We start from the raw sequence: 25,698 nt of genomic DNA, 5'->3' as shown, positions 1-25,698 counted from the left end.
TCTTTACAGTTTGCTGACAAAGTCAAAAAAACATGCCAATGAGACTAATTGAAAGCGCTTAATTTCCATATCGCTAAGCCTATTCATCCTTTTGCTAACAAGCAGCAAGTCTTTATAAACAACAATCTAATTAATCTTCATCATTTTTATATGACATTGATTCCGTAATCGGTTCAGTTTTTGGTAACCAATCAATTGGAATATCATCTGCAGTATTAAGATCTTCAAGTAATAATTCATCAAAATTATTTTGATTCGAATCGATTGATTTGTTCTTTTTTGATTTGCTCATCTCTTATACCTCACTTAGTCCTTAATGATTTGGATTTAGTTTGTGTAAAAGACGGCTTAGTTAATACTTATTTTATGTTTTTTATAATAATTTCAGGTATGGCTATATTTTTACGCGGTTTTATATTTTCAATAATAATTTCAGCTATATCGTCAGGATTCATCATTTTTGAAGTTTTATCTTCATCAAAAATACCGGCCCAAAAGTCTGTATTCATTCCACCCATATATGCTGCAAATACTGAAATTGGTGTTCCGGTTAATTCGACCACCAAACTTTCGGTAAAGCCTTTAACTCCGAACTTACTTGCACAATAAACTGATTCGGTTGCTTTTCCAATTAGACCTGCAGTAGAAACAATATTGACGATTGTTCCATTATCTTGTTTTTTCATTTGTTTTAAAACTTCTTGTGAACAGAAAATAGTTCCCTTTAAGTTAATGTCAATCATCTTATGTACTGCTTCCTCAGTTAATTCTTCTGCAAGATCAAAAATTCCAACACCTGCATTATTAAATAATAAATCAACTTTTCCATATGTTTGAATGATTGTATCGAAAACTCTTTTTACATCTTCATGTTCTGAAACATCTACAGTATGTATTGAATAATTGTTAGGTAATTGTTTACCAATTTCTCTAAGTTTATTTTCAGTTCTTCCTAACAAACAAATGTGAGCTCCATTTTCAGAATACTTTTTAGCTAATGACGCGCCTAATCCACTTCCTGCGCCTGTTATGATAACAACTTGATTTCCCAATCTAAGACCAACTTTCTTTATAAAATATTTATCCGAATAATTTCATTATAGCTATTAAACCAAAACATGATACAATTGTAAAAGTGTTTGTTTAGGAGGTCGATAAATTGAATACTACTAAAACGGATAAAATATCACGCTTTTTTAAACTGCTACTTCCGATTTTAATCACTCAAGTGACATTATTTTCGATGTCATTTTTTGATACAATCATGTCTGGAAATAGTAGTCCAGGGGATTTAGCAGGGGTTGCGATTGGTGTTAGTATTTGGACTCCAATTAGTACAGGGTTAACTGGCATTTTAGTCGCAATTACAACAATGGTTGCCAATTTAAATGGTGCAAAACAGGATGGAAAAATAACGCCTCTTGTTACGCAGGCACTTTATTTGGCTGGGATTATTGCAGTTGTCATTATTATTATTGGTATATTTTCAATTCATCCAATCTTAAATCATATGAATCTTGATCCGAAAGTTCATCGTGTTGCTCTTCATTTCTTATTCGCATTATCATTTGGAATTTTACCTTTATTCCTATATACAGTCATTCGTCAGTTTATTGATGGTTTAGGTAAAACAAGAACTACTATGATCATTACGGTTATTTCAGTACCAGTTAACGTAATTTTGAACTATTTCCTTATCTTTGGTAAAGCTGGTCTTCCACGTTTAGGTGGAGTAGGTTCTGGTGTAGCATCTGCAATAACGTATTGGATTATTTTTGGAATTGCTTTCTATATTATTAAAACTAAAAAGCCATTTAGCGGCTTTAATCTTTTTAAAAAACTTCCTCCAATTTCATTTACAACTTGGAAAAGTATTTTAAAATTAGGAGTTCCAATTGGACTTAGTATCTTTTTTGAAGTAAGTGTGTTCTCGGTCGTAACATTATTATTAAGTGAATTTGATACTGAAACGATTGCTGCACATACAGTGGCAATGAATTTTGCAAGTCTACTCTATATGGTTCCATTAAGTATTTCGATGGCTTTAACAATTGCTGTTGGCTATGAAGTTGGTGCGAAAGAGTTTCAAAATGCAAAAGAATATAGCAAAATTGGTTTAGTAATGGCAGTTTCAATTGCTTCATTTTTTGGGATCATCATCTATTTATTCCGATATGATGTAGCTGGATGGTATACAAATGACCCATCTGTCCAAATTTTGGCTGGCGGATTCTTAATCTTTGCAGTCATGTTCCAACTATTTGATGCAATTGCAGCACCAATCCAAGGTGCATTAAGAGGTTATAAAGATGTGAATGCCACGTTAATTATGATGATTTTAGCTTATTGGGTAATCGCATTACCAGTTGGGTATGCACTTTCTAATACTCATCTTGGTGCAAAAGGATATTGGGTTGGTTTAATCGTCGGTTTAGGAGTGTCTGCACTAACATTATCTTTCCGATTAGTACAATTACAAATAAAAAAAATAAAGTTATCTGAAGCATAATGATAAGGATGGGAAGCACGATTGCTAAACCCATCCTTTTTCTATTTTAATCATCTTGTATTGTTATATTTGGATGTTCATCATCAAATTTGTCTAGTAATTCGCTAGGGATATGTTTTGGGATTACATCGGGTGGAAGTTCTCCATCCATACCTAAATAGTAATGTCGAATTGGCTTCAGTTCGTCATTTAATTCATAAACTAAAGGAATACTTGTTGGAATATTTAGCGAAGCAATTCCGTCAGCTGAGACTTGATCTAAATATTGTACGATCCCCCTCAACGTATTACCATGTGCAGAAATAATAACCTTTTTGCCAGTTTTCAAAGCTGGTGCAATTTCTTCGTCCCAATATTTTAAAACTCTTTTTTCTGTATCTTCCAGATTTTCGGTAAGCGGGAATTCATCTTTTAACAAGTTTTTATAACGAGATTCATTTATTTCATATCTTGGATCATCTGGTTCTAGAGCAGGTGGTCTAACATTCATAGATCTTCGCCAAATATTAACCTGTTCTTCACCATATTTTTTAGCTGTTTCGGATTTATTCAGTCCTTGAAGTGAACCGTAATGTCGTTCATTTAATCTCCAAGTTTTATGTACTGGAATCCACATCATATCAATCTCATTTAATATAATCCATAACGTACGAATTGCTCTTTTTAGTACCGATGTATAGGCAACATCAAATGTAAATCCGTTTTTTCTTAAAATAATACCTGCTTCTCTTGCCTCAGAAAGTCCGCTCTTCGTTAAATCAACATCTGTCCAACCTGTGAACCGATTTTCAACATTCCATAAACTTTGCCCGTGTCTGATTAATACAAGTTTAATCATATTGCTCTCCTTTAAAATCAATTAAATATGATATAGTTTGCTGAAATGTTCATAATTTGATTCAAAATTGATTGGATGAGCAAAATCTTATGTAATTAAAATTCTCAACTAAAAACTGACATACTCGTCTAGTTAACATTTCTTTCTATAAAAATTCAATGCACTTTCCACTATTTGTTTATACGATTTATTTTTATTGAGCTAAGTTCGATTGGGATATAGATCTTATTTTTAAGCACAATATTCCCCATTGAGTCATATAGATTTTCAATTAGTAAAACGAATAAATTATTCGTTGAACGTAATTCATGGTTTGAAGAAGGAAGGACTGATTCTGTAAATTTTATTTCGATTGTTGATGAGTGTATTAACTTATAAATATCTTCTTCAAGTATTTTTAGTACACCCAGATGGTCGCCTAGATTCATTTGATATAAGGAAGCAGTCTCACTTGGGAACATAGTATAAGCATGTGCGACAATTTTACTTTTAGCTTTGTACCATCTATTAAACCTGATTAACACTGCAGAATCTTGATTAAAAATTTTTTTAACATATTCATAATCATCCGAAAAACTAACTTCTAAATAAGCATCTACATCATCAATTGTTTCTGTGCAGCATTGATAAACTGTATTATCTATTTTTTCTAATCCGGCACTTCTTAAATTCACATTTTGTTTTATAAAGTTACCTTGTCCATGGATTGTTTCAATATAACCGTCCTCTTTTAGTAAACCCAATCCTTGTCTTAGCGTCATTCTGCTTACATTCATCATCTTAGAAAGTTCTGGTTCAGAAGGAAGCTTACTTCCAATCGGATAGACTCCCTCATTAATTAATTTAAATAATTTTTCATAAACCCCTACGTATAGTGGCAATTTTTTTTTATTTTCAACGGACATAACAACACTCCTTATCATTATTATATCGGGTTATGGATTATTCGCAAACTTGTCTGTTAAAAGTGCGAACGGCAAACCTGATCATTTTTTCTTTTAAATAAACTTCCTAGAATTTTTTTAATATAAATTTTGGGTCTGTTTAAGTTGCTATTGATTTATCTATTTTGTTGAAATATAATTTAGTTGAAGTAAAATAGACAACTACTTATACAACTATACTTCGTAGTATTAATTTAACATTATTTTGATTATGTTGTTTTGTTTTATTTTGTAAACGGAAACATATTAGGAAAGAATGATAATGTTAAGAAGTATGAACATGTGAAATGAGTAAGAATATAAGTTGTATAGATTAGTTAAATAAATTATTAGAAAAGAAATGGAGAGAAAAAACTATGACAACGCCACATAATACAGCCAAATCAGGAGAAATTGCAAAAACAGTTTTAATGCCAGGGGATCCATTACGTGCAAAATATATTGCAGAAAATTATCTAGAAAACCCAGTGCAATTTAATACAGTACGTAATATGTTTGGCTATACAGGAACTTATAAAGGAAAACAAATATCAGTAATGGGATCTGGTATGGGGATGCCAAGTATTGGAATTTATTCATACGAATTATATAAATTTTATGATGTTGAAAATATTATCCGAGTTGGTAGTGCAGGAGCTTATACAGATGAACTTAATATTCACGATATTGTGCTTGTAGATAGTGCTTGGAGTCAATCTACATTTGCAAAGACTCAAGCAGGCGTAGAAAGTGACATTCAGTATCCTTGCGAATCATTAACAAGCAATATTGAAGAAACTGCAAAACAGATTAATACTCCGATTGTTAAAGGAAGAATACATTCTAGTGATGTATTTTATTATGAAAGTTCAGTTCCAAATTTTGTTGATTTTTATAAAGAACATAATTGTATTTGTACAGAAATGGAAAGCTATGCACTATTCCATAATGCGAAAGTATTAGGAAAGAATGCAGCTTGTTTACTTACTATTTCAGATTCTTTAGTTACACATGAAGAGATAAGCGCTGAAGCTAGACAAACTTCATTCGATAAAATGATGAAACTTGCATTAGAAGCTTGTTTATAAAATTAAATGGATTTTAAAATAGCGCCTGCCTTTTCACAAATTATTGAATATAAATGTAGAACCAAAAAAGTCGATTTCCGTTGGTGGGAAAATCGACTTTTTTTGGTTCTACAGTAACTTAAGCATGTAAGTATTGAATAATACTTAGATTAAATCTGTACCCTATTTCACTATAAGTAAGTACTAATCCTTCATTATTTAATTGCTTTACTCACTTTTAATTTTTTTCCTTTGACCGTCGCGTTCTCCATGGCTTGTAAAACTAGTGACCCTTTTCCATTCAGAATATCAACATAGGACATCTGATCATGAATAGTTATTATACCAATATCATCTACTGACACTCCAGGGATTTTTGCGATTGTTCCAACAAAATCAACTGCACGAATTTTTTTCTTTTTTCCGCCACTGAAATGAAGTTTCATAATATCTTGGTTAATTCGGGCTGTTTTATTATTTCTTACAATTCGCCTGCTGTTAAGTTTTTCTTCAAATATAGCTTTTCCACCAACCACCTCTTGTTGACTAGGTGCTTCTATTTTAGGTATTTCAAAGCCGATATAATTCTCAATTGCTTTAACAAACTTTCCTTCAAAACGTGTTGAAAACGTAATTGCTTTACCCTTATTTCCGGCACGGCCGGTTCTTCCAGTACGATGCACATAGCTCTCTTTTTCCATAGGAACGTCATAGTTAATGACTAACGTTACATTATCAATATCAATACCTCTTGCAGCTACATCGGTTGCTACTAGATAGCGGAAGTTCCCTATTTTAAATCCTTCCATTACAGCAAAACGGTCTTCTTGTTCCAGTCCCCCATGGAGTCTTTCACATGAATAATTAGCTTTTTCCAGTTCACTATACACAGTATCTACATTTTCTTTCGTTCGGCAAAAAATTAGGCAGCTATCTGGGTTTTCTACAACAGTAATGTCTTTAAGGAGTTGAATCTTTTCTTCCTCTTTCACTTCTATTAAAAAGTGTTCAATTGTATCGGCTGTTACACCCGTTGATTCAATCTCAATATGAATCGGATCTTTCATATATTCATGACAGAGATTTTCAACATCTTTAGGTAAGGTTGCAGAAAAAACCATCGTTACCCGATTTAAAGGAAGCTGATTAATGATCGCTTCTACCTCATCGATAAAACCTCTATTAAGCATCTCATCAGCTTCATCGATGATAAGATATTTTATTTGATCTAGATCGAGTGTCTCTCGTTGAATATGGTCCATAACCCTTCCAGGTGTACCAACTACAACATGTGTTTTTTGTTCCAATTCTACCTTTTGTTTCGTAAACGGTTCTTTTCCATATACGGCCACCGCTTTTATGCGTTTAAATCTTCCAATATTCGTAATATCTTCACGGACTTGAGCCGCAAGCTCTCTAGTTGGAGTTAAAATTAAAACCTGTGGTTTTTTTTCCTCCCATTCGATCATTTCGCAAACAGGAATACTATAAGAAGCCGTTTTGCCACTTCCTGTTTGAGATTTTACGACTAAATCTTGATTTTCCATTGCCAATGGTATAACTTCTCTTTGAACTTCAGTTGGAGTTTCGTATTTTAATACAGCAAGTGCTCTTTTAATTTCATCACTTAGATGATAGTCCGCATAACTTCTTTTAGTCATTTCTTAACCTCGTTTTATGTTTTTTTCGATATATGTATAGAATTCTCTCTAAGAAAAATCATATTCATTTATTGAGTATGATTCATTATACTTGAAAAATGGAAGATAAAAAGGTTTTTATTTTCATTTTTAAAAGTAATTGATTTTATAGGCAGGAAATTTAATGATTAAAGATACAAAAATAAAAAAAGAGTCACAAAAGTAACTCTTTTCGTTAAACTAATTTGTGTCAGTCTTAAGGGTTACCCCACATTCTACCGGATTTATTCGTTATCCAGAAAGCATCTTTCATCTATTGAACTGACTGTGTTGAAACCTACCATGTAACTCCAAATTTATCGGTTACTTGTCCGTATAAAGGACTCCAAAAAGTTTTTATATTTAAAAGAGGGTTATCTAATTTCTCTAATCCAAGTAAACGCATAAAACACTAGATTTTTCAGAAAATTCATTTTATAATATTGAAAATGTCTTTATTTTAGCCTCTCTTATAATACTTAGCTATTAATTTAATTTATCAAATGGTTGTAAAAGGAGACGCATTAACTGACTCTTTTTAATGAACATTCATTTATTAAATCTACCCATTAAAATCGAATTATAATATTTCCCATCAGAAAGTACCTTATCGTTTTTTAAAACACCTTCAACTTCAAAGCCTAACTTTTTATAAAGTTTAATTGCATTTTCATTCGTTTCTAAAACACTCAAATTCATTTTATGGAGATCATTTGCATCCGCCCAAGAAATTGATCGTTTTAAAAGATTTTTACCGATTCCGTATCCCCAAAATTCTTTTAAGACGCAAACTCCAAACTCTACTTTATGAGAAAGTCTTTTTAATTCATTACCTTCACATCTAGAAAAACCTATTATTTTATCTTCAACTTCTGCTACTAAAAATAAATTATTAATCGTTTCTGTATCTGAGATAATTAATTGTTCAAAGCCTTTTGGATCAATAAATGCTTCCCCGGCTTCTCTGTCTAAATTTTCTGTTTCCCCGTCAATTTGTACTCTCAAACTAGATAATTGTTTAGCGTCAGTAAGTACTGCATGTCTAATAATAAATTGTAGTCCATTTATCGTAAATTTCTGAGGTTGGATTTTCATCATAAACTCCTTACACTTGTATTCTTTTTTATAGGAAGATAGATTATTTGTGTTATTAGATTGGATAAGCCTGATTATTGAAAATAGATTGATTCATACTAAAAGAGATCATCCAAATGTTAATAGTTAAAGTTTTTAGTCGAAACTATATTAATATGAAAGAGGTGTATCAATAGTGGAATTTAGAAGTAGTGGAAGGCTTTCCAATTTTTTAGTTGCAATATTGTTTACGATTTGTTTAATCACTTTTATATTTTATGTACAAAGGCATGGATTTCCTATTACGATTAAGTCATATATGATCATGACTATGGTATTCTTAATCTTTCTAGCTTATATTGGCTATACTCGTAGTATGATTATTAGAATAAACGATTACGGTGTTACATACGAACATTGGGGTTTTAAGCGAACGATACCCGCTCATCATATTACACGTGTTAATTTACAATATCGCTATAAAGAAACACCCTCACATAGTGCTTATTTAGTAATTAATCATCCCGAAGAATCTATTTTCATACCTTCTATGATGTTTCAAGGTCAAATCGAACGAATAACGAAAGAAATCAGAGATATAATGATCTACTAATTAAATCTATTTTAAAGAACTGAAGTAAAGCTTCAGTTCTTTGTTAAGAAAATGATGTTTTTGGTATTTTATCGCTTTATTGCATCTACAATGATTGATGGAAACAGCACTTTTTCCCCGTGATTTCTAGGATCATATTTTTTTGAACGGAAAATAACCCCGTCCTTGCCATCCCACTCTTTAAAATGAAAATTTCCTTCTTCATCACAATATTCTAGCAGTTTAACTTCAAAACCCGCTGTTTCAAACATAGTAACTAGTGTTTTATAGTTATAGACAATTTTATGGCTTGCAGCAGGATGATCTATTGGTCCTGGTCCGCCAACTTTAACAATACTTTGATAAGTTTCGTCTTGAAAAAATCCATCTGGTACTGCACAACGAATATAACCCGTTGGTTTTAAATAATCATAACAAATTTTAGCAGCTGCTAAACCTTCATCATATGTAAGGTGTTCCCAAACATGTTCAGCTAAAATAGCTGTAATTGAATTTTTCTCAAATTTATTTTCCCACGTGGACTTAACTAATAGATTAAGTTCTTCTTCCTGAGTTTGAATCCATGTTGGATTATTGTTATATTCACCTGCTCCAATTACAACTTTTAATTCATCTTGTTTAATCACTAGTAGATTCACCTCACACTAAACTTTGATCGATTAGTAGTGTTCTACAAAAGTTACATGAATTCCTTCTTTAAAACGTAGAAAAATGTCAAATTTTAGAAATCAAGATTATTTGAGATATTCTTTTTTAATTAACACTTCATAAATAATTTAGATTCTTCTACTTTATCTTGGGTATAATAATTCCAGTAAATGGAGGCGATATCGAATGACAATTGATCGAATTTGTACGATTGGACCAGCTAGTTTTGATAAAAAAATACTGTCTGAATTGATTCAACACGGCATGACGATCGCAAGACTAAATTTTTCACACGGTACACATGAGAGTCATCACAATGTGATTGAACTAATAAAAGCTATCAGGAAAGAGACAGGAAAAGAAATCAAGATTTTAGGAGACCTCCAAGGTCCAAAAATACGATTAGGTAAAATTGAAGGCGAAAAAATAAATCTTGAACCTAATCAAACTTTTACACTCGTAATTGATGAAATTACAGGTGATCGTAATCAAGCAAGTGTAGATTATAAAGGGTTAATAAATGATGTGAAACAAGGAGATCGTATATTAATTAATGATGGTGCTGTGGAGTTAATTGTTGAAAAAATAGAACAAAATAAGATTGTCACTTCAGTAAAAACAGGTGGCGAAATATCTTCACATAAAGGGGTAAATTTACCCGGAGTCGTTACAAGTTTACCTGCTATAACTGAAAAAGACCGAAAAGACATCGAATTCATTTTGCAAGAAGGTTTAGATTATATTGCATGCTCATTTATTCGGCGGTCATCGCATTTACAAGAAATCAGAAGTTTTATGAATTCAAAAAGTGATAAAACACCTCAATTAATCGCAAAAATTGAAACGATTGAAGCAATAAAAAATTTCCAAGAAATTAATAAAGAAACAGATGCAATTATGATTGCTCGTGGTGATTTAGGTGTTGAACTACCCTATCAATGGATTCCTCTCTTACAAAGAGCCATGATTCATGAGTGTAATTCAAATGGGACATATGTGATCACAGCAACTCAAATGCTACAATCAATGATAGATAACTCACTTCCAACAAGAGCTGAAGTAACAGATGTATTTCAAGCAGTGATGGATGGTACAAATGCCGTCATGTTATCCGCTGAAAGTGCTGCTGGCCATCATCCAATCGAAAGCATTGAAACATTAAAAATTATATCTCAATTTGCTGAGACCGTAAAAACAAAATCTCCGTTTGATTTTAATGATATGCTTGAATTAATTAACTCAACAATTAAATAAAATTGATTTTCAAGACAAAAACGCCCTTTAGGGGCGTTTTTAATTTATTACTTTTCTTTTTTATAAAATCGTTCACCTGTATCCGGATTATAGTAAACTCTTGTTTTCTCCCCTGTTACAGGATCGATATTAACTTCGCTAGTTCGTTGAAATCCTTCTGGTATTTGGTTTCCATGATTTCGATTAAATCGTTTATCGTAAATAAAATAACCTAGCAATAAACAAATAATGAGAAATAAGATTTGGATACCATAAAAACCGAAAATAAATGTTTCCACTATATTTTCTCGACTACTACAGCGGTTCCATATGCTACAATTTCACTCATGTTTTGCCCTATTTCACCTGAATCAAAGCGCATCATAATAATTGCATTTGCATCCATTTCACTAGCATTTTTAGTCATTCGATTCATCGCTTCTTTTCTTGCATCCTCAAGCATTGCAGTGTATTGTTTGATTTCTCCACCAACAAGACTTTTTAGACCAGCTAAAATATCGCCACCCAGTCCTCTACTACGTACAATTACTCCAAATACAGGACCTTTAACTTCAACTAGTTTATACCCTTCAATATTTTCAGTTGTAACTACGATCATATTGTTCACCTCAAAATTTTTATTCTTCACACAAATATATTTATTCAATTTTGTGAATGTATTTCAATCCCATTTTTAAATTTCATTAGTTAAAAATGGAAAATTTGAAACGTATAATGTATTAATTCTATGTAATAGTTTTAATCCCTTTATACTAGAGATAAATTCATATCTTAGAAAATTATTATTCGTTAACATTTCCAACAGTGATTTTCTACTTCAATTGATGCCTTGTCATTTACATCAATAAATTTAGTGTTAAACTGCTTATACCACTCTTTTTCATATTGATATAATTTCATATTTTGGTCAAATGAACCTCTTCTTTTTGACAAATCATTTTGTTTTCTTCATTCAAGAGTTTCAAATTCAGCATCTAAATAAATAATTAAATCAGATCTGCATTTTCGAAGTTGATTTAATTCATCTTTTAAACCATAGCGCAATCTTATTTCATCATAATATTTTCTACATTTAATTACCAACAAAATGTAAATTGGACTATAATAATGTTATATTATCATTTTTATTTAAAGGTAGTTTAAGGAGAATTTATGCTAAGAATTTTCGTCATAATCGGTGGTTTACTTGTAATATTATTTATCCTTTATGGTCCAATCCCGAGTTTACTAACACGTTTATTTAAATTTTTTTCAATACATACAGTTTCAATTAATAATCAAAAACGCATTGCTTTAACTTTTGATGATGGTCCCCATCCAGTTTATACGACTTTACTTTTAGATTTACTCCAAAGTCATTCAATTAAAGCAACTTTTTTTGTATTAGGATCAGAGGCAGAAAAGTATCCTGCGATCATTAAAAGGATACATGAAGATGGTCACTTAATCGGAATACACAATTATAAACATAAATGTAATTGGTTTCTCAGTCCAAAACATTTAAATAATCAAATCGAAAAGACTGCAAGTATTATTAAGAAAATAACGAACAGTGATGCAATTTACTATCGACCACCTTGGGGGTTAGTTTCACTGCCACTTCTATTTCAGAAAAAGCTTAAAATTATTTTATGGTCTGTCATGGCAAATGATTGGAGTAGTAAAAAAGGAAGTGAAGGCATTTATTCTCTTTTGTTAAATCAAACGAAACCAGGAGCAATTATTTTATTACATGATAATGGAGATACATTTGGTGCAGATGAGGATGCTCCTATTCATACAATAAAAGCATTAGAGAGATTTATTGGATATTGTTTACAAAACCAATATCAATTTGTTAGGATTGATCATTAGCTAATTAAACCCAAACACCACAAGGAAACTCTATACCTTGTGGTGTTTTTACATATTTATAAAGTTATTAGTCATAAAATTTTAAGAAATTGAACTAAAAATATCATTAACAATTAATTGAGAACTAAATCCTTTATTTAATGCAGTTAATGATGATTTCATTTGTTCTAAATGATTTGATTTGAAAAGAATTCGATTAATATAAAAAGTTAATTCATTTAACGACTTTACTGTTACTGAAGCACCCGCATTTTCAAATATTCGGGAATTCTCTTTTTCTTGACCTGGTGTTGGTTTATATAGGATTGTCGGTAAATTACATGCAATACATTCTGATAATGTAATACCACCAGGCTTGGTAATTAAGAGATCAGATTTTTTATACAAATTACGAATATTATTTACGTAGCCAAATACTTGTAGTCGATCTTTGTATTCTTCATTTAACTTACTTAATTTATTATAAAGGATGTGATTATAGCCACAAACAACTGCTACTTTAAGTTTTGTTTCAACAAGTAACTGCTTGGCCATTTTTTCTACATCCTTTAATAATCCAACTGCCCCAGCAACTATTAATATTTGATCGTTAGATTTCGAATTACTTGTACCTTCATTTAAAAAATCTATTTCTTTAAATTCTTGGCGAAGAGGTATCCCAGATACAAATATTTTCGATAGAGAAACACCTAAATTCACCATTTGATGTATTAATCCTTCCGTCGCTATATAGTATCGATCGATTTCATTATGAATCCATGAACGGTGAATATAATAGTCTGTAACTACTGTATATAATTTACAAGGATGTGAAGAATATTTTTTCCATTTTGCTACAGATCCAACTGGAAAGGTAGTAATGATAATATCAGGCTTCTCTTTTTGAAGAATACTTTTTATATTCTTTCCGCATAATTCTAAAAGCCTGTCAAAAATGACTGTGCTGAATAATTTCTCAGTCCCATAAAAGAACCATTTATAAATTGTTTGGGCATGCTGGAATAATTGCAAATGAATATTTTTTGCAAATACATTTATTGTTGGATATGCTTCTTCATATATATCAATTATTGTTACATCGTTAAAGTTAATATGTTCAAACTCACTTTTTAACGCTTTTGATACTTCTTTATGCCCATTTCCAAAACTCGATGTAACGACAAGTATTTTTGGTTGCAATACCATACTAATCAACCTCTTTTGAATAGACAAATTAATTAAACGAATGTATGAATTAACATTGAGATTACAACTGCAAATGAAAGATAGTAATGCCAGTTTTTATCTTTTCGTTTATATCTTAAAAAACCGAATATTCCTAATGGAAGTAGTAGCAAATAAGTTATAACACCTGAAATATAAACAGCATCTGTTTTCCATTCAAAAAAAGTCATAATCACAGAGTGTACTGTAATTAAAGCAAAAGTAATTAACGAGATTGGGACATGTATTAACTTGCACCATTTCAATAATTTACCTAAGAATTTCTTAAATTGTTTTTTATCATTTAATTTTTTAAATCTAATTAAAAAATAAAGCGGAAAGAGAACAAATGCCGCAAATACACCTATTCTTCCAAGGGAACCTTTATCTTTCGCATACATTTTTAAAGGATTTATTTTATGAAAACCATGTTGGATTCCATTTTGTATATGAGGTCCCATATTCGTTAATAATTCAGTACGATGCGAGACTTTCCACCCAGCAATGACGAAAATTATGATCGAAATTGCTAATGCTATATAAATTAATTTTCTCTCAGATTTATTTTTTATCCAATTACTAATCATATTGATTTGTTCCTTTCAAGTTTTGAAAAAATATTAGCAAACACATAATCCATATTCTCCTCCTTTTATATACAAACTAATGTACAAAATAAAAGTGAAAAATTAATGAAAATAGTATTATGTTTTCCTAAAATTGATTCATTTGTTTAGATTCAATTTATTTTTTCTTAATAAATTTTCTAATTACATCGATTAATATTGGAATGATTGATACGAAAATGATTCCAATCGTTAATAGCCCAAAATGATTTTTAACAAAAGGAATATTACCAAAAAAGTAACCAATCGATACCATTAGTCCAACCCAAAGCGTCGCTCCGAAAATGTTATATGAAATAAATTTTGAATAGTTCATTTCACCGATCCCTGCAACAAACGGAGCAAAAGTTCTAACAATCGGAATAAACCTTGCTAATACAATAAATTTAGGACCTTTTTGTTTGTAAAAGTTTTCAGTTTCATGAATGTATTTCGAATTTATTTTTTTGCTCTTACTTAATTTACTACCGAATTTCTTACCTATAAAATAATTTAAAGAATCGCCTAAACTTGCTGCTACTATGAAAAGGACTAATAATCCAAAAAAGTTTAATAAATGTAAGGAAGCAAGTGCACCTGCTGTAAAAATTAATGAATCTCCTGGTAAAAATGGTGTCACAACAAGTCCGGTTTCCAATAAAATAATCAAAAATAAGATGAAATAAGTTATTGCCCCATAATTGTGCACAAAGGTTAATAAATGTTGATCTAAATGCAATATGAGATCAATAATATTTTTAATAATCTCCATATAACTTTAACTCCCTTAAAAATCATTCTCTATATGTTTGTCTTAATTTGAAATAAATTTGAAATCGGAATTTTAATTTTAAAACTGCTTCCCTTACCGAATTCACTATTTACTATAATTTCTCCATTTAAAGACTCTATAATCGATTTTGCGATCGATAAACCGAGTCCAGTATTTCCTTCATCTCTCGACCTATGCTCTTCTATTCGATAAAACCGATTAAATATTTTGTCTTGTTGCTCTTTTGGAATTCCAATACCATTATCATTTATTTCATAATAGAAATAGGTTGCTTTTTTTTCTGATTTTACATAGTAATTTAAGGAGATGGTATGGTCCTCATTTGAATATTTAATTGCATTATCAACAAAGATATTAATCAATTGTTTTAAACTTTCTTGATTTGTTTTAACAATAAATTTTTCTTCATTTAATAGCTTGATTATTTGTTTTTTTTCTGATGCCTTATATTGCCATGCTTTTTGAATTTGTTCCGAAAAGACATCGATTCTAAATTCTTCTCTATTCACTTTGGCGATTTGTTTATGATCAAGTCTTGCTAGAAAAAGTAATTGATGGACTAGATTACGTGTATCACTTAATTCCTTTTTTAAATCTGTTAAGGTTTCTTTTCCGAAATCAGATAGGCGATCTTGTTCAACGCTTAATACATCAATACCGGCTTGTAATACTGATAACGGTGTTCTTAGTTCATGTGAAGCATTTTCCACGAATTCTTGTTGTTCTTTATAAGATGCAATAATTGGTTCCATTGCCTGATTTGTAATTTTCTTTCCGAAGTAGTATGCCATAAAACAAAAGATGATTGAGAGCAAAAATGAGATACTGATAAACTGCTTTATTAAATAAATAACCGACGATAAATCTTTACCACTATAAATTGTCCCAAGGTAATGGTTTGATGAATCATACACATTTTCTGCAGCAATCATTAAATTTAGTTCTTCTTTATCATGAGGATCAATTCGTTTAATAACGACTTTATTATGAATAGGATTAATCTGTTTTAAAACTTTTTCTATATCCCTTGTATACCCGGGTGCTGTTTCATCATAGATTTCAAATCCGTTTTTTTTATTTAAAAAATAATTAAAATAAACATTTTTACGTTTATGTTTTCTTTGAGTAATGTCATCATTTGGACCTAGAGAAGTAGCATTCATTTTTACTTCTTTTATTTCTTGCTTTAACACTGTGATTAGATCACTCTTTTGGTCTAAGTAAATGTAAAACGACATTACAATTCCCACTGAAATATTAAATAAAATAATGAAAATCATTAAAATTCTAAGATTGAAAAATGTTAATCGCTTGCTAATTTGATGAAATAGTGAAATCTCATTTTTCGATTGTATATCCAACACCTCTAACACTCTTTATATAAGTTCTGTCATTTGGTAGATCAATTTTTTTTCTTAGATTTTTTACATACGCTTCAACAGCATTACTTGTTACTTCTGATTCAATTCCCCAAACTCTTTCAAAAATAACTTCTCTAGTGAGCACAATCCCTCTATTTTTTACTAATAAATCAAATAATTGTAATTCTCTTTGCGTTAAAATAATTTGTTCATTGCCTCTACTTAAACTAAAATTTGTCCGATTATAAGTTAAGTCTTCAATCGTGATGACTTCATCTTGAAGTGGTGCAAAATTCCTTCGATTGAGTACTTTAATTCTTGCGGCAAGCTCACTAAAATCAAATGGTTTGATTAAATAGTCATCCGCTCCAGCTTCTAATCCTTCAACACGGTGATTAATACTATCTCTGGCTGTTAACATTAAGATAGGTCCTTTAAATCCATCTCTTCTAAGCTTTTTACATATTTCTAAACCACTAATTTCAGGTAACATCCAGTCCAAAATAAGTAAATCAAAATCATAGTGGATAGCTAATTCCAATGCTTGCTTTCCGTTTGTAGTCCATTCGATTTGAAATGGAGTTTGTGTTTTTAACAAATGGGTCGTCATTTTCCCTAATTTTTGATCGTCTTCAGCAAATAAAATTTTCAAAAGATGTCTCCTCTATTTAGTTCTTAATTAGGAACTCAAATTCTTTTTCTTATTATTTGGTAACTTTTTTATTATTCTTTCATATAACTTCAATAATATTTTCATTATTGGTTCCGTTAACGATGATGTTTTTAAAACAACAATTGCAACTACACCAGCCAAAATAAATGCACCAATTATATCAAATGGATAATGTACCCCAACAAAGATTCTGGAAATACCAACTAATATCGCCCAAACAAATGAAATCAAACCTAATCGATCTTTTCTAAACAATAAAATAAGCGCAGTAGAAAATACTAATGTACCGTGATCACTTACAAAAGATGAGTCGGACGAATGTGAAATCAATTTGGTCACATGGTGATTAACGAATGGTCGCGCGTGGTAATAAAATTGGTGGATAATAAAGTTACCACCTAGTGCTAAAATTAGTGTTAAACCAATATAAAAGGCTGTATACTTACGTTCGGTTCCTTTTTGAATCCATAAATAACATAAAATTCCTATTACGATTAAAATGGCAGATTTAGATAAAAATATCATTACACTATCTAAAGCAGGCCATTTGCCAGCAAAACTATTTATTAATTTAAATATTGAGTAGTTCATTAAAATTTCCTCCATTTTTTTGATCGGAAATTATTATATAAAAGTTTTATGAAAAATTGATGAAAATTTAATTGGGATTTTCTATTACAAATAAAAAAAGACCTATTGATAAATAGATCCTTTTAACAAGATTAAGTCTGATGGAGGAATTTTTACTCCACTATGGAACAGAAAAAATTGTAGTTTCTTATTATTTACCTTACAGCTGATTTAATAAACGTTCTTCAATAATGTGTTTATAAATTATTTCTGCTAATTCTTTTTCTACTTCTAATCTTGAATCTTCAGATAATTCAAACTGACATCCGTTCAAAATAAATATCATTCCAAATTGTTTTTCTTCATGCCAATATAAGTTGCTGATTAATCCGTATGCTTCACCCGCATGCCCGATCATTTCTTTGTAACCCGGTAAAAAGTCGTGGCTAATATGAAAACCAAGCCCCATTTTACTAAAGAAGTGATTATTTTCTTCTCTAGACCATTGAATTGATGTCATTAATTTTGACGTTTTTTGTTCAAGAATTTGGTGTCCATTTAAACTCCCACTTAACATATGTACCCGTAAAAACTTACTTAATTCAACTGCGGATGTCCTTAGTCCACCTTGAGGTTCAAATAATCCTCCATGTTTACCGATGATGTATTGGTCCCAATGATTCTTAGAATATCCACTCTGCCTAATATCATCAATTGATACTTTATATTCGTTTGTATCTTTATTTTTTTCATAAAGGTTTGCCAGTTCATGGCTTTTATTAAAATTAGCATACGAAAATGCTACATTCTTCATTTCTAAAGGTTCAAAAATATTTTGTTTGATATATTGGTCAAAGCGTAACTTAGTGACTTTTTCTATTATTGCACCGCATATGATCGCACCAATATTTGAATACATCCATTGATCTCCTGGTTTCCAATCCCCCCATATTTCTTTCGTAAAATACTTTCCATTTTCATCTAATAATTCTGTAAGTTGTAATGAAAAATCTGAATGGCCATCTTTAATGTACTTAGCATAAACACTATTTGAAGCATCGTCCGAGTTAAGTGATGATGTATGAGTTAATATTTGTCTCAAGGTAATTGAAGAATTACGGAATTTAGGATTTCTTACTTTAAAACCTAAATAATGACTAATATCTTGATTTAAATCGATTAGTTTTCTTTCGACTAATTGCATGATTGCAGTAGCAGTAAAAAGTTTTGAAATAGAAGCAATTCGAAACATCGTATTTTCTGTAACTAATTCTTTTGTTTCTAAATTACGATAACCATAAGCATCGGACCAAATCAGTTTATCTTTTAAAACCGCAGCAGCTTGAAACCCGACAATATTAAATTTATCCATTATTAATTGAATTTCTTTTGATAAAATTTTATTTTTATGTTGTATAATTTTGTTTTGCATTTTAACCTCTCCTATCTATAAATTTCAAGTGAATTTCTTGTAAAATACTGTAAATTTTTCATATGAAAAAATTTTTTTAAATGAAGCGTTTTCAAAGTTATTTTAATATTGTAATAGTCCTTACCTGTTGCTAAAATGAATCATAGAAAATGGAATTAAGGGGATAGAATGGATGATTTTGCTCGAGGTTTTTGTTTATGCAGGGATTATAGCTGCTAGCATTTCTGGTACTTTGGTTGGTATTCAAAAGAAATTGGACTTATTCGGTGTTGTTTTTTTAGCAGCTTGTACTGCTCTTGGCGGAGGGTTAATACGTGATATTATTTTAGGTCAAACGGTACCGAATGCTTTCGCAAAACCTCAATACTTTATCGTAAGTACAGTCGTTTCAATTGTAACATGGTTATTTTATCAACGAACAATGCAGTTCCAATCAACTTTAATCATTACTGATGCAATTGGTTTAGGTGTTTTTACTGCTGTTGGTTCATATTCGGCAATTGATCATGGTTTAAAAGGTTCTTTTTTAATTATTTCGATGGGGTTAATCACTGGAATTGGCGGTGGAATTATGCGAGATGTATTCGCAAGAGAAATTCCATTTGTATTCCGAAAAGAAATTTATGCAATAGCAGCAATTATCGGCTCTATTACAATTTTGTTTACACATGGTGAATTTACTAAACTGCAATCTTTGTATATTTGTTTTCTAATTACAACTGCAATTAGAATTATCGCTGTACGATACAAAGTAAACTTTCCTATTAGAAATGTAAATGATAATTTACTTTAAGCTTAACAAAGATGTTAAGCTATTTTTAATGGTCCTAACCCATAATTGATTAGGACCATTTTTATTACTTAGAAACACTATTTGATTCTATGTATTCTTTATACAAAATTTCTTTTTGTACATATTCTTTTAATTCATCAATTACTTCAGCTACTTTTGCAAAAGCTTCAGGCTTCACAACTGTATCATTTTCAAAATCAACTGGATCTAAAACTAGTTGTTTTGGTAATGCATTTCCATATACACCACGAATTACAGTTCTCATACTATTTAAAGCGTTTATACCACCTTTTCCACCACCAGCTACTGCTAATAATGAAATTGGCTTTTTCTTAAATGGCTCAGAGCCTAATAATTCAACTAGATTTTTTAAAGCTCCACTCATCGCATTATTGTACTCTGGCGTACAAATAACGATTCCATCAGCTTTAACTAGTAATTCTCTAATAGCTTTAACTGCTTCTATTTCTTTTTGTTCAGCTTCCCCGTTATAAAGAGGAACTTGTTCAAATGCTAAATCTAAATTTGTAAAATTATTAGAATCTGCGATTTGTTTTGCTAAGAATCTAGTTCGACCATTTGCTCTTGGTGAACCATTTACTACTACGATATTCATTTAAATTCCCCTCACTATTAAAAACTTAATTGACTAATTTTTATCAATAATTCTTTAAAACTACAAATAATAGTATAAATGAATTCTATTTATTTGCCTATTAATTTAAACAGAATTTAATGAAAACTTCGATTTTAAAAATCTTAAATGGCTTGGAAAATATATTTATTTTGAACATCTTATTAGTAAGGAATTATTAGCTTTCTAGCTAATTACTTACTAATGATTTCTTGTAAATTTCAACTTTCTGGCATTTTAGTTCCTCATGAATAAACTTTGAGGAAGTATATCTCATCTTCTTGCCTTTTTACTTCTACATGAATACCCTATGAGGAGGGTATTTCCTTATCCATGATTTATTCGATTGATATAACCCTAATGTTTAGTATATACTTATTTGACAGAATATTGAAATTACACATGAAATGGATGTGATACATATTGGGGAATATGACAGTAAATAAAAAGGCGACAATTAGTATCATTATTGCAATGGCTACTTTCGGCACAGTAGGTTTCGTCGCTCCTAAAACAGGCCTAAAAGCCATTGATTTAGTTTTTATTAGATGTGTTTTTGCAACTATTTTTTTATTTTCAGTTTGGTATTTTTCAGGGTTAGCTAAAAAAGAAATATTTAATAAAAAAGATATAACACTTTCATTATTTAGTGGGATCCTATTAGTTATGAATTGGGTATTTTTATTTAAATCATTTGAAAATTTATCAGTTACAATTTCAGTTTCAATTTATTACTTAGCTCCCGTTATTTTATTCTTATTAGGTAGTTTAATTTATAAAGAAAAAATTACGGTAATTCCTTTACTTGGTGTTTTAAGTAGTTTTATCGGCTCAATTCTTTTATCCGGTATTAATTCTGATTTTACACTTGATAAATTTCTTTCATCTGGTGTCATTTGGGCATTTCTTGCGGCAATCTTTTATGGATTATTAATGATTGTGAATAAAGGGATTACAAAAACAAGTTCATATTTTACGACCTTACTTCAGACTACATTAGGGTTTCTACTTTTAATTCCTTTTGTTAAATTTGATTCTTTTCAAAACTTGCATTTAGAAAACTGGAGTTTTATTTTGATTATTGGTTTTGTTCATACTGGCGTTATTTATGCATTATTCTTTGGTAATATTCGATTTTTACCTTCTAATATGATTGCTGTATTAACATTTTTAGATCCTGCAGTGGCCATTGTATTAGATACAGTCATAACAGGTTTTAAACCAACACCAACCCAAATAATAGGAATTTTTATGACATTTTTAGGTATCGCTTTAATACTGCTACTGAATTCACCGAAAAAAGTGTCGCAAAATTCAAATGAAAAAATTGCAAATTAACGATTCATTCAGTTAAAAAGAACGTTAACTTCATTGTCAAACTATACTAAAAGGACTATAATGAAGTCATAAAGAATATACTAAAAAGGGATGTGCTGCGAACACACCCCTTCCGAGTAGTAATTGGAAAGTTGCTTTCCTTGGATCCAGTGAAGAAATAATCACCACAACCATTTCGAGGGGTAGGGTGGTTATTTTTTTTTGCTAATAGAAATGATAATACCGATTATGCTTAAGATTACAGTTGCAGTTATTCCAACACATTGAATAATTAAATTTGCAATCTCATAACCAGTCACATTCTCACCTCCCTTCTATGCGAAGAAAGACTAGCAGTTACTTCTATCAGGAAATAGTATTCCTACATAATTTCAAAAAAGCCTTGATACTACTGATTTTAACTTTATGTAGTTTTCCTAATTTAATATCTACATAGACTTACATTACAAAGAAAGGCAACTTACAATTCTACTCTACCTTATTTTACCATAATCTATAACACAAAACCAGAATGTATGTTCTGTTTTTGTTAATACTTTTAAAAATTTTGCTTTCTTTTTTATACCAATGGCAATCTAAGAACTCATAAAATATTTTAATACTCCAAATGCAATTTTTGTCTTCTCAATTCTTCCTATACATACTCCACTTTAGTGGGTTTTCCATCATGTTGGAGAATGGCAAATAATTACGCTATAACTGCAGCAGCACAACAATTATCGTTTGTTGATATATAGCCAAAATAGAATATAGTATATTTGGTCTATTACGCTATCGTTTCGTACTGCGTAATAAGAGTTACCTCACAATAATAGCCTTAAAGCATCAAGTCTCTTTTCTTTTTTTAGAAAAACACCAAATTGTTGATCAGATGTATTTGCTCTTTTCACACACTCTCCATTTATGTTTTTGTGTATTAATTTACGCATTCAACAATAAATATCCCCAAAAAAATACCACTCAACTTCACCCTATTAACTTCTTCATAACACCTTCACTAGAAAGTTCCCCTAACAACTCTATCAATTTTTCAATGGATGGAGCATTTTCTTGGTTAAACCAATAGCTTAGTACGCCTATCATAGCGGATAAGGCATATTCCAACTTATAATCCAGCTTAAAACTGTCTGTCGCTCCTCGTGCAATTAGGAGTTCTTTCATCATGGGTTTCATGCTTGCTTTAATTCTCCCTTGAAAGGCTAGGTCTCCTTGATCTCCTAACAGGACCATGAGATATTTGCGGTGATGTGAATACATGCTCACAATTGCTTCAAACGGAAATGTATCTGAAGTGGATAATTTCTGGATAGGTAACTGTTGTAGTTTGAAAATTAAATTGTCTTCCAATTGTGCCAGGACATCGTAAACATCGGAAAAGTATTCATAAAATGTGGACCGATTATACCCTGCTCTAGTTGTAATTTCCTTTATTGTAATTTTTTCTATTCGCTTAGTGCAATAAATTTCCCAGAAGGCATCTATTAAATTTTGTTTTGTTTGTGCAGTTATCTCTGGCTTCTTTTTCATTTTTATCCCTCCAACTTGTCTCTCGAAATCCGACAGTTGTACTACGAATGTCGGTTGATAGAGATAGTAATCCATAATACACTTACATCATACGACATGTTGTCGGATAAATAAAGCAGAATTGGCGTGGTGATTTAAATGACAATAATAAACATCCAACACCTTACAAAAGATTATGGAAACAATAAGGGTATTTTTGATGTATCACTTAAAATTGAGAAAGGGGAAGTTTTTGGCTTTTTAGGTCCTAACGGTGCTGGTAAAACTACGACGATCCGTCACCTATTAGGATTTATCAAACCCCAAAGTGGAAAAGCTACAATTTTAAATTTAGATTGTTGGAATCAACCAAAAGAGATTCAAAAACATCTTGGTTATTTACCTGCAGAGATTGCTTTTCCTGAGAACATGACTGGTACACAACTTATTTTGCATGCAGCTAAAATGCGTGGTCTCGGTGACATGACAAAGGCGAATCAGTTAATAGAGATGTTCGACTTAGATCCATCAACTCAAATAAAACGTATGTCCAAAGGAATGAAACAAAAGGTTGGGATTGTTTGTGCTTTCATGCATGATCCTCAGATTCTTATTCTAGACGAGCCAACAACAGGTCTTGATCCACTAATGCAATCGATGTTTGTAAAATTAATTCATCAGGAAAAAAACAAGGGTAAAAGTATCCTAATGTCTTCTCATCTATTTGAGGAGATTGAGGGAACATGCGATAGTATTGCGATGATTAAGCAAGGTAAAATCATTTCGGTAATGAACTCTCAAGATTTTAAGCATTTTAGTAAAAACACATTTATCATTATGTTTAAAAAACGATCAGACTTCGAATCGATTTTAAAAGAAAATTTTGTCATTAAAAAGAACGATATGGAAACTTTACAGGTTACTGTAGAGATAGAAGACAAACAAATTAACGAATTAATACGTTCCCTGTCTAAAAGAGAGGTAACAATGTTTCGTGAAATGAAGAACTCATTAGAAGATCATTTTATGAGTTTTTATAAAGGAGAGAATCAAGAGCATGTTTAAAAAGTCTTTATTTATCCGCTTAGTAAAATTAAATTTAAAAGTTTTCAGTATTATTGCAGGAGCACTTTCTCTGTTAATAGTGATTGTTATGAGTGTTTTCACTCCGGAAACCATGCAGAATATTGCCCAAACAAGCATGGATGCTCCTGTAAATCCCTTAGGTGATATAACTACCTTAATTGCCTTTGTAGCAAATCAATATTTTGGAAACTTCGTCCTCATCTTTGCCATGATTTATTCGATTATTATTGGAAATAAACTAATAGCAGAACAAGTAGATAAAGGTAGCATGGCCTTTCATTTATCAACTCCGATCACAAGAACGCAATACACTTTTACAAGTATTATCTTTTTTGTTTTGTCACTAGTGGTAATGTTCGGGTTGATATTTGTTGTAGGATACGGTGTGGCGGAGCTAGTCCAGCCTGGTGAATTACCTGTAAATAAATTCTTCATTCTTACATTAGGATCTCTAGTATTGAATTTAGCCATTAGTAGCATTACTTTTTTTGCATCTTGTTTATTCAACCGTTCAAGCTATTCCCTAGCACTAGGTGCAGGCCTTACAGTGTTTTTCTATGCAACGAATATGCTTTCTGGAATGAATGACAGTCTGGAATTCCTTAGAAATGTTAGTATTATCACTCTTTATGATTCCACTGCCATCATTCAAAACGGAAGTTATGGAGGTCAATTATTCATACTTGTTGGATTAAGCCTTCTTCTCTATTTCATGGGCGTTGTTGTTTTTAAGCGAAAAGATTTACCATTATAAATATCCTACTAACGAATGAAAAATAGGGATGAAAAAAATTTTTAAGCAATTAGGCGTTGAACTAACTTGAAAACTTGATAATTGCAAAAAAATCTTCCAAATCTTACACCAAAATGGCTTAGAGAGACTTCTCTGAGCCTTCGACTAAAAACTAATATAAAACATAGTAAACACTTATTGATGTAATACACCTTATTGAAGAACTTAATTCATATTAAGTTTTTGATAGTATATTTCAGTATTGTTCAACTATCTGGAGTGATAGTTGAACGATCATCATCAGTAAAGTCACATCGCAAAACATTCTTTAAAAAAAGAAAGGTGCGCAGTTTAGGTCTACTTAGTAAATATCATCATTTTATCGCTTTTTCACTCGGAACTACCCAGCAGCAAAACTAGCCACGTGGAGTATCTTCTAACTTATCATTAGGCAATTCTTTTGATCCTGAAGCAATTACATCTAAAAGTGAGCCTAATAACGATTTACATCA

The 25,698-nt window shown here is 30.9% G+C and carries 28 protein-coding genes; 9 read left to right on the top strand and 19 right to left on the bottom strand.

Translation table 11 applies throughout. The features are described 5' to 3' along the window. Positions 1–130: 130 nt before the first annotated feature. Both COE53_RS23885 and COE53_RS07160 read right to left on the bottom strand, forming a co-directional pair. Positions 131–292: a hypothetical protein gene (locus COE53_RS23885; protein WP_175403449.1), complete on the bottom strand. Its 162-nt coding sequence runs from the start codon at positions 290–292 to the stop codon at positions 131–133. 67 nt (positions 293–359) lie between these two features. Continuing rightward, a complete protein-coding gene (locus COE53_RS07160) occupies positions 360–1,052 on the bottom strand; it encodes an SDR family oxidoreductase (RefSeq protein WP_069032607.1) in 693 nt (230 codons plus the stop codon). Positions 1,053–1,159: 107 nt separating this feature from the next. On the opposite strand from COE53_RS07160, the gene COE53_RS07155 reads away from it, so the two are divergent. Continuing rightward, on the top strand, positions 1,160–2,509 hold the full coding sequence (locus COE53_RS07155) for an MATE family efflux transporter (protein WP_069032606.1): 1,350 nt from the start codon (positions 1,160–1,162) through the stop codon (positions 2,507–2,509). Positions 2,510–2,555: 46 nt separating this feature from the next. On the opposite strand, the gene gpmA is transcribed toward COE53_RS07155, so the two are convergent. Both gpmA and COE53_RS07145 read right to left on the bottom strand, forming a co-directional pair. Continuing rightward, entirely contained in the window at positions 2,556–3,347 is a 792-nt protein-coding gene (gene gpmA, locus COE53_RS07150) for a 2,3-diphosphoglycerate-dependent phosphoglycerate mutase (protein WP_084006765.1), read from the bottom strand. Between the two features lie 170 nt (positions 3,348–3,517). Further along, positions 3,518–4,252: a GntR family transcriptional regulator gene (locus tag COE53_RS07145; RefSeq protein ID WP_069032605.1), complete on the bottom strand. Its 735-nt coding sequence runs from the start codon at positions 4,250–4,252 to the stop codon at positions 3,518–3,520. Between the two features lie 395 nt (positions 4,253–4,647). On the opposite strand from COE53_RS07145, the gene deoD reads away from it, so the two are divergent. Then, positions 4,648–5,358: a purine-nucleoside phosphorylase gene (deoD, locus tag COE53_RS07140; RefSeq protein ID WP_069032604.1), complete on the top strand. Its 711-nt coding sequence runs from the start codon at positions 4,648–4,650 to the stop codon at positions 5,356–5,358. A 194-nt stretch (positions 5,359–5,552) separates the two neighbouring features. Here deoD and COE53_RS07135 read toward each other — a convergent pair whose 3' ends face one another. Then, the gene (locus tag COE53_RS07135; protein WP_069032603.1) at positions 5,553–6,998 is read right to left on the bottom strand and encodes a DEAD/DEAH box helicase; all 1,446 of its coding nucleotides are present in this window, start codon (positions 6,996–6,998) and stop codon (positions 5,553–5,555) included. Between the two features lie 567 nt (positions 6,999–7,565). Further along, complete coding sequence (locus COE53_RS07130; RefSeq protein ID WP_069032602.1) at positions 7,566–8,111, bottom strand: GNAT family N-acetyltransferase; 546 nt, start codon at positions 8,109–8,111, stop codon at positions 7,566–7,568. A gap of 175 nt (positions 8,112–8,286) precedes the next feature. Here COE53_RS07130 and COE53_RS07125 point away from each other — a divergent pair, with 175 nt between their 5' ends. Continuing rightward, positions 8,287–8,703, top strand: coding sequence for a hypothetical protein (locus tag COE53_RS07125; RefSeq protein ID WP_069032601.1), 417 nt, complete (start codon positions 8,287–8,289; stop codon positions 8,701–8,703). Between the two features lie 68 nt (positions 8,704–8,771). Here the strand turns inward: COE53_RS07125 and COE53_RS07120 are convergent, their stop codons facing one another. Then, the gene (locus COE53_RS07120; protein ID WP_069032600.1) at positions 8,772–9,341 is read right to left on the bottom strand and encodes a class I SAM-dependent methyltransferase; all 570 of its coding nucleotides are present in this window, start codon (positions 9,339–9,341) and stop codon (positions 8,772–8,774) included. 196 nt (positions 9,342–9,537) lie between these two features. Between COE53_RS07120 and COE53_RS07115 the strand changes: the two genes are divergently transcribed. Beyond that, positions 9,538–10,605, top strand: a complete 1,068-nt coding sequence (locus COE53_RS07115) for a pyruvate kinase (protein WP_069032599.1) — start codon at positions 9,538–9,540, stop codon at positions 10,603–10,605. A gap of 47 nt (positions 10,606–10,652) precedes the next feature. Here COE53_RS07115 and COE53_RS07110 read toward each other — a convergent pair whose 3' ends face one another. The 3 genes from COE53_RS07110 to COE53_RS23880 all read right to left on the bottom strand — a co-directional run bounded on the left by COE53_RS07110 (position 10,653) and on the right by COE53_RS23880 (position 11,538). Further along, complete coding sequence (locus COE53_RS07110; protein ID WP_175403448.1) at positions 10,653–10,883, bottom strand: hypothetical protein; 231 nt, start codon at positions 10,881–10,883, stop codon at positions 10,653–10,655. Further along, positions 10,883–11,203 (bottom strand): YbjQ family protein, encoded by a 321-nt coding sequence (locus COE53_RS07105; RefSeq protein ID WP_069032597.1) that lies wholly within the window; start codon positions 11,201–11,203, stop codon positions 10,883–10,885. Before COE53_RS07105 ends, COE53_RS07110 begins: the two co-directional genes overlap by 1 nt. 191 nt (positions 11,204–11,394) lie before the next feature. Further along, a complete protein-coding gene (locus tag COE53_RS23880) occupies positions 11,395–11,538 on the bottom strand; it encodes a hypothetical protein (RefSeq protein WP_180242396.1) in 144 nt (47 codons plus the stop codon). Positions 11,539–11,757: 219 nt separating this feature from the next. Here COE53_RS23880 and COE53_RS07100 point away from each other — a divergent pair, with 219 nt between their 5' ends. Further along, a complete protein-coding gene (locus tag COE53_RS07100; RefSeq protein WP_069032596.1) occupies positions 11,758–12,459 on the top strand; it encodes a polysaccharide deacetylase family protein in 702 nt (233 codons plus the stop codon). A gap of 81 nt (positions 12,460–12,540) precedes the next feature. Here COE53_RS07100 and COE53_RS07095 read toward each other — a convergent pair whose 3' ends face one another. The 7 genes from COE53_RS07095 to COE53_RS07065 all read right to left on the bottom strand — a co-directional run bounded on the left by COE53_RS07095 (position 12,541) and on the right by COE53_RS07065 (position 19,096). Beyond that, positions 12,541–13,644 (bottom strand): MGDG synthase family glycosyltransferase, encoded by a 1,104-nt coding sequence (locus COE53_RS07095; protein ID WP_069032595.1) that lies wholly within the window; start codon positions 13,642–13,644, stop codon positions 12,541–12,543. Between the two features lie 32 nt (positions 13,645–13,676). Further along, on the bottom strand, positions 13,677–14,249 hold the full coding sequence (locus tag COE53_RS07090) for a hypothetical protein (protein ID WP_069032594.1): 573 nt from the start codon (positions 14,247–14,249) through the stop codon (positions 13,677–13,679). Between the two features lie 157 nt (positions 14,250–14,406). Continuing rightward, the gene (locus COE53_RS07085) at positions 14,407–15,039 is read right to left on the bottom strand and encodes a VTT domain-containing protein (RefSeq protein ID WP_069032593.1); all 633 of its coding nucleotides are present in this window, start codon (positions 15,037–15,039) and stop codon (positions 14,407–14,409) included. 29 nt (positions 15,040–15,068) lie between these two features. Next, the gene (locus COE53_RS07080) at positions 15,069–16,298 is read right to left on the bottom strand and encodes a sensor histidine kinase (RefSeq protein ID WP_180242395.1); all 1,230 of its coding nucleotides are present in this window, start codon (positions 16,296–16,298) and stop codon (positions 15,069–15,071) included. Between the two features lie 100 nt (positions 16,299–16,398). Beyond that, on the bottom strand, positions 16,399–17,073 hold the full coding sequence (locus COE53_RS07075; protein WP_069032591.1) for a response regulator transcription factor: 675 nt from the start codon (positions 17,071–17,073) through the stop codon (positions 16,399–16,401). A gap of 27 nt (positions 17,074–17,100) precedes the next feature. Continuing rightward, positions 17,101–17,685: a phosphatase PAP2 family protein gene (locus tag COE53_RS07070; protein ID WP_069032590.1), complete on the bottom strand. Its 585-nt coding sequence runs from the start codon at positions 17,683–17,685 to the stop codon at positions 17,101–17,103. A gap of 199 nt (positions 17,686–17,884) precedes the next feature. Next, positions 17,885–19,096, bottom strand: a complete 1,212-nt coding sequence (locus tag COE53_RS07065) for a serine hydrolase domain-containing protein (protein ID WP_069032589.1) — start codon at positions 19,094–19,096, stop codon at positions 17,885–17,887. A 172-nt stretch (positions 19,097–19,268) separates the two neighbouring features. Here COE53_RS07065 and COE53_RS07060 point away from each other — a divergent pair, with 172 nt between their 5' ends. Next, positions 19,269–19,889 (top strand): trimeric intracellular cation channel family protein, encoded by a 621-nt coding sequence (locus COE53_RS07060; protein ID WP_069032588.1) that lies wholly within the window; start codon positions 19,269–19,271, stop codon positions 19,887–19,889. Between the two features lie 64 nt (positions 19,890–19,953). Here the strand turns inward: COE53_RS07060 and COE53_RS07055 are convergent, their stop codons facing one another. Further along, a complete protein-coding gene (locus tag COE53_RS07055; RefSeq protein ID WP_069032587.1) occupies positions 19,954–20,505 on the bottom strand; it encodes an NADPH-dependent FMN reductase in 552 nt (183 codons plus the stop codon). Between the two features lie 450 nt (positions 20,506–20,955). Between COE53_RS07055 and COE53_RS07050 the strand changes: the two genes are divergently transcribed. Then, positions 20,956–21,861: a DMT family transporter gene (locus tag COE53_RS07050; RefSeq protein ID WP_069032638.1), complete on the top strand. Its 906-nt coding sequence runs from the start codon at positions 20,956–20,958 to the stop codon at positions 21,859–21,861. 966 nt (positions 21,862–22,827) lie between these two features. On the opposite strand, the gene COE53_RS07045 is transcribed toward COE53_RS07050, so the two are convergent. Then, complete coding sequence (locus COE53_RS07045) at positions 22,828–23,388, bottom strand: TetR/AcrR family transcriptional regulator (protein ID WP_069032586.1); 561 nt, start codon at positions 23,386–23,388, stop codon at positions 22,828–22,830. Positions 23,389–23,526: 138 nt separating this feature from the next. Between COE53_RS07045 and COE53_RS07040 the strand changes: the two genes are divergently transcribed. Then, positions 23,527–24,432 (top strand): ABC transporter ATP-binding protein, encoded by a 906-nt coding sequence (locus COE53_RS07040; protein ID WP_069032585.1) that lies wholly within the window; start codon positions 23,527–23,529, stop codon positions 24,430–24,432. Beyond that, positions 24,425–25,207, top strand: a complete 783-nt coding sequence (locus tag COE53_RS07035; protein WP_069032584.1) for an ABC transporter permease — start codon at positions 24,425–24,427, stop codon at positions 25,205–25,207. Before COE53_RS07040 ends, COE53_RS07035 begins: the two co-directional genes overlap by 8 nt. Positions 25,208–25,698 lie beyond the last annotated feature (491 nt).

It is taken from the genome of Bacillus sp. AFS029533, assembly GCF_002585125.1.
In the GTDB taxonomy this organism is placed as follows: Bacteria; Bacillota; Bacilli; order Bacillales; family Bacillaceae_G; genus Gottfriedia; species Gottfriedia luciferensis_B.
The sequence above is the reverse complement of the archived record's forward strand: the minus strand, read 5'-3'. Positions and strand labels throughout refer to the sequence as shown.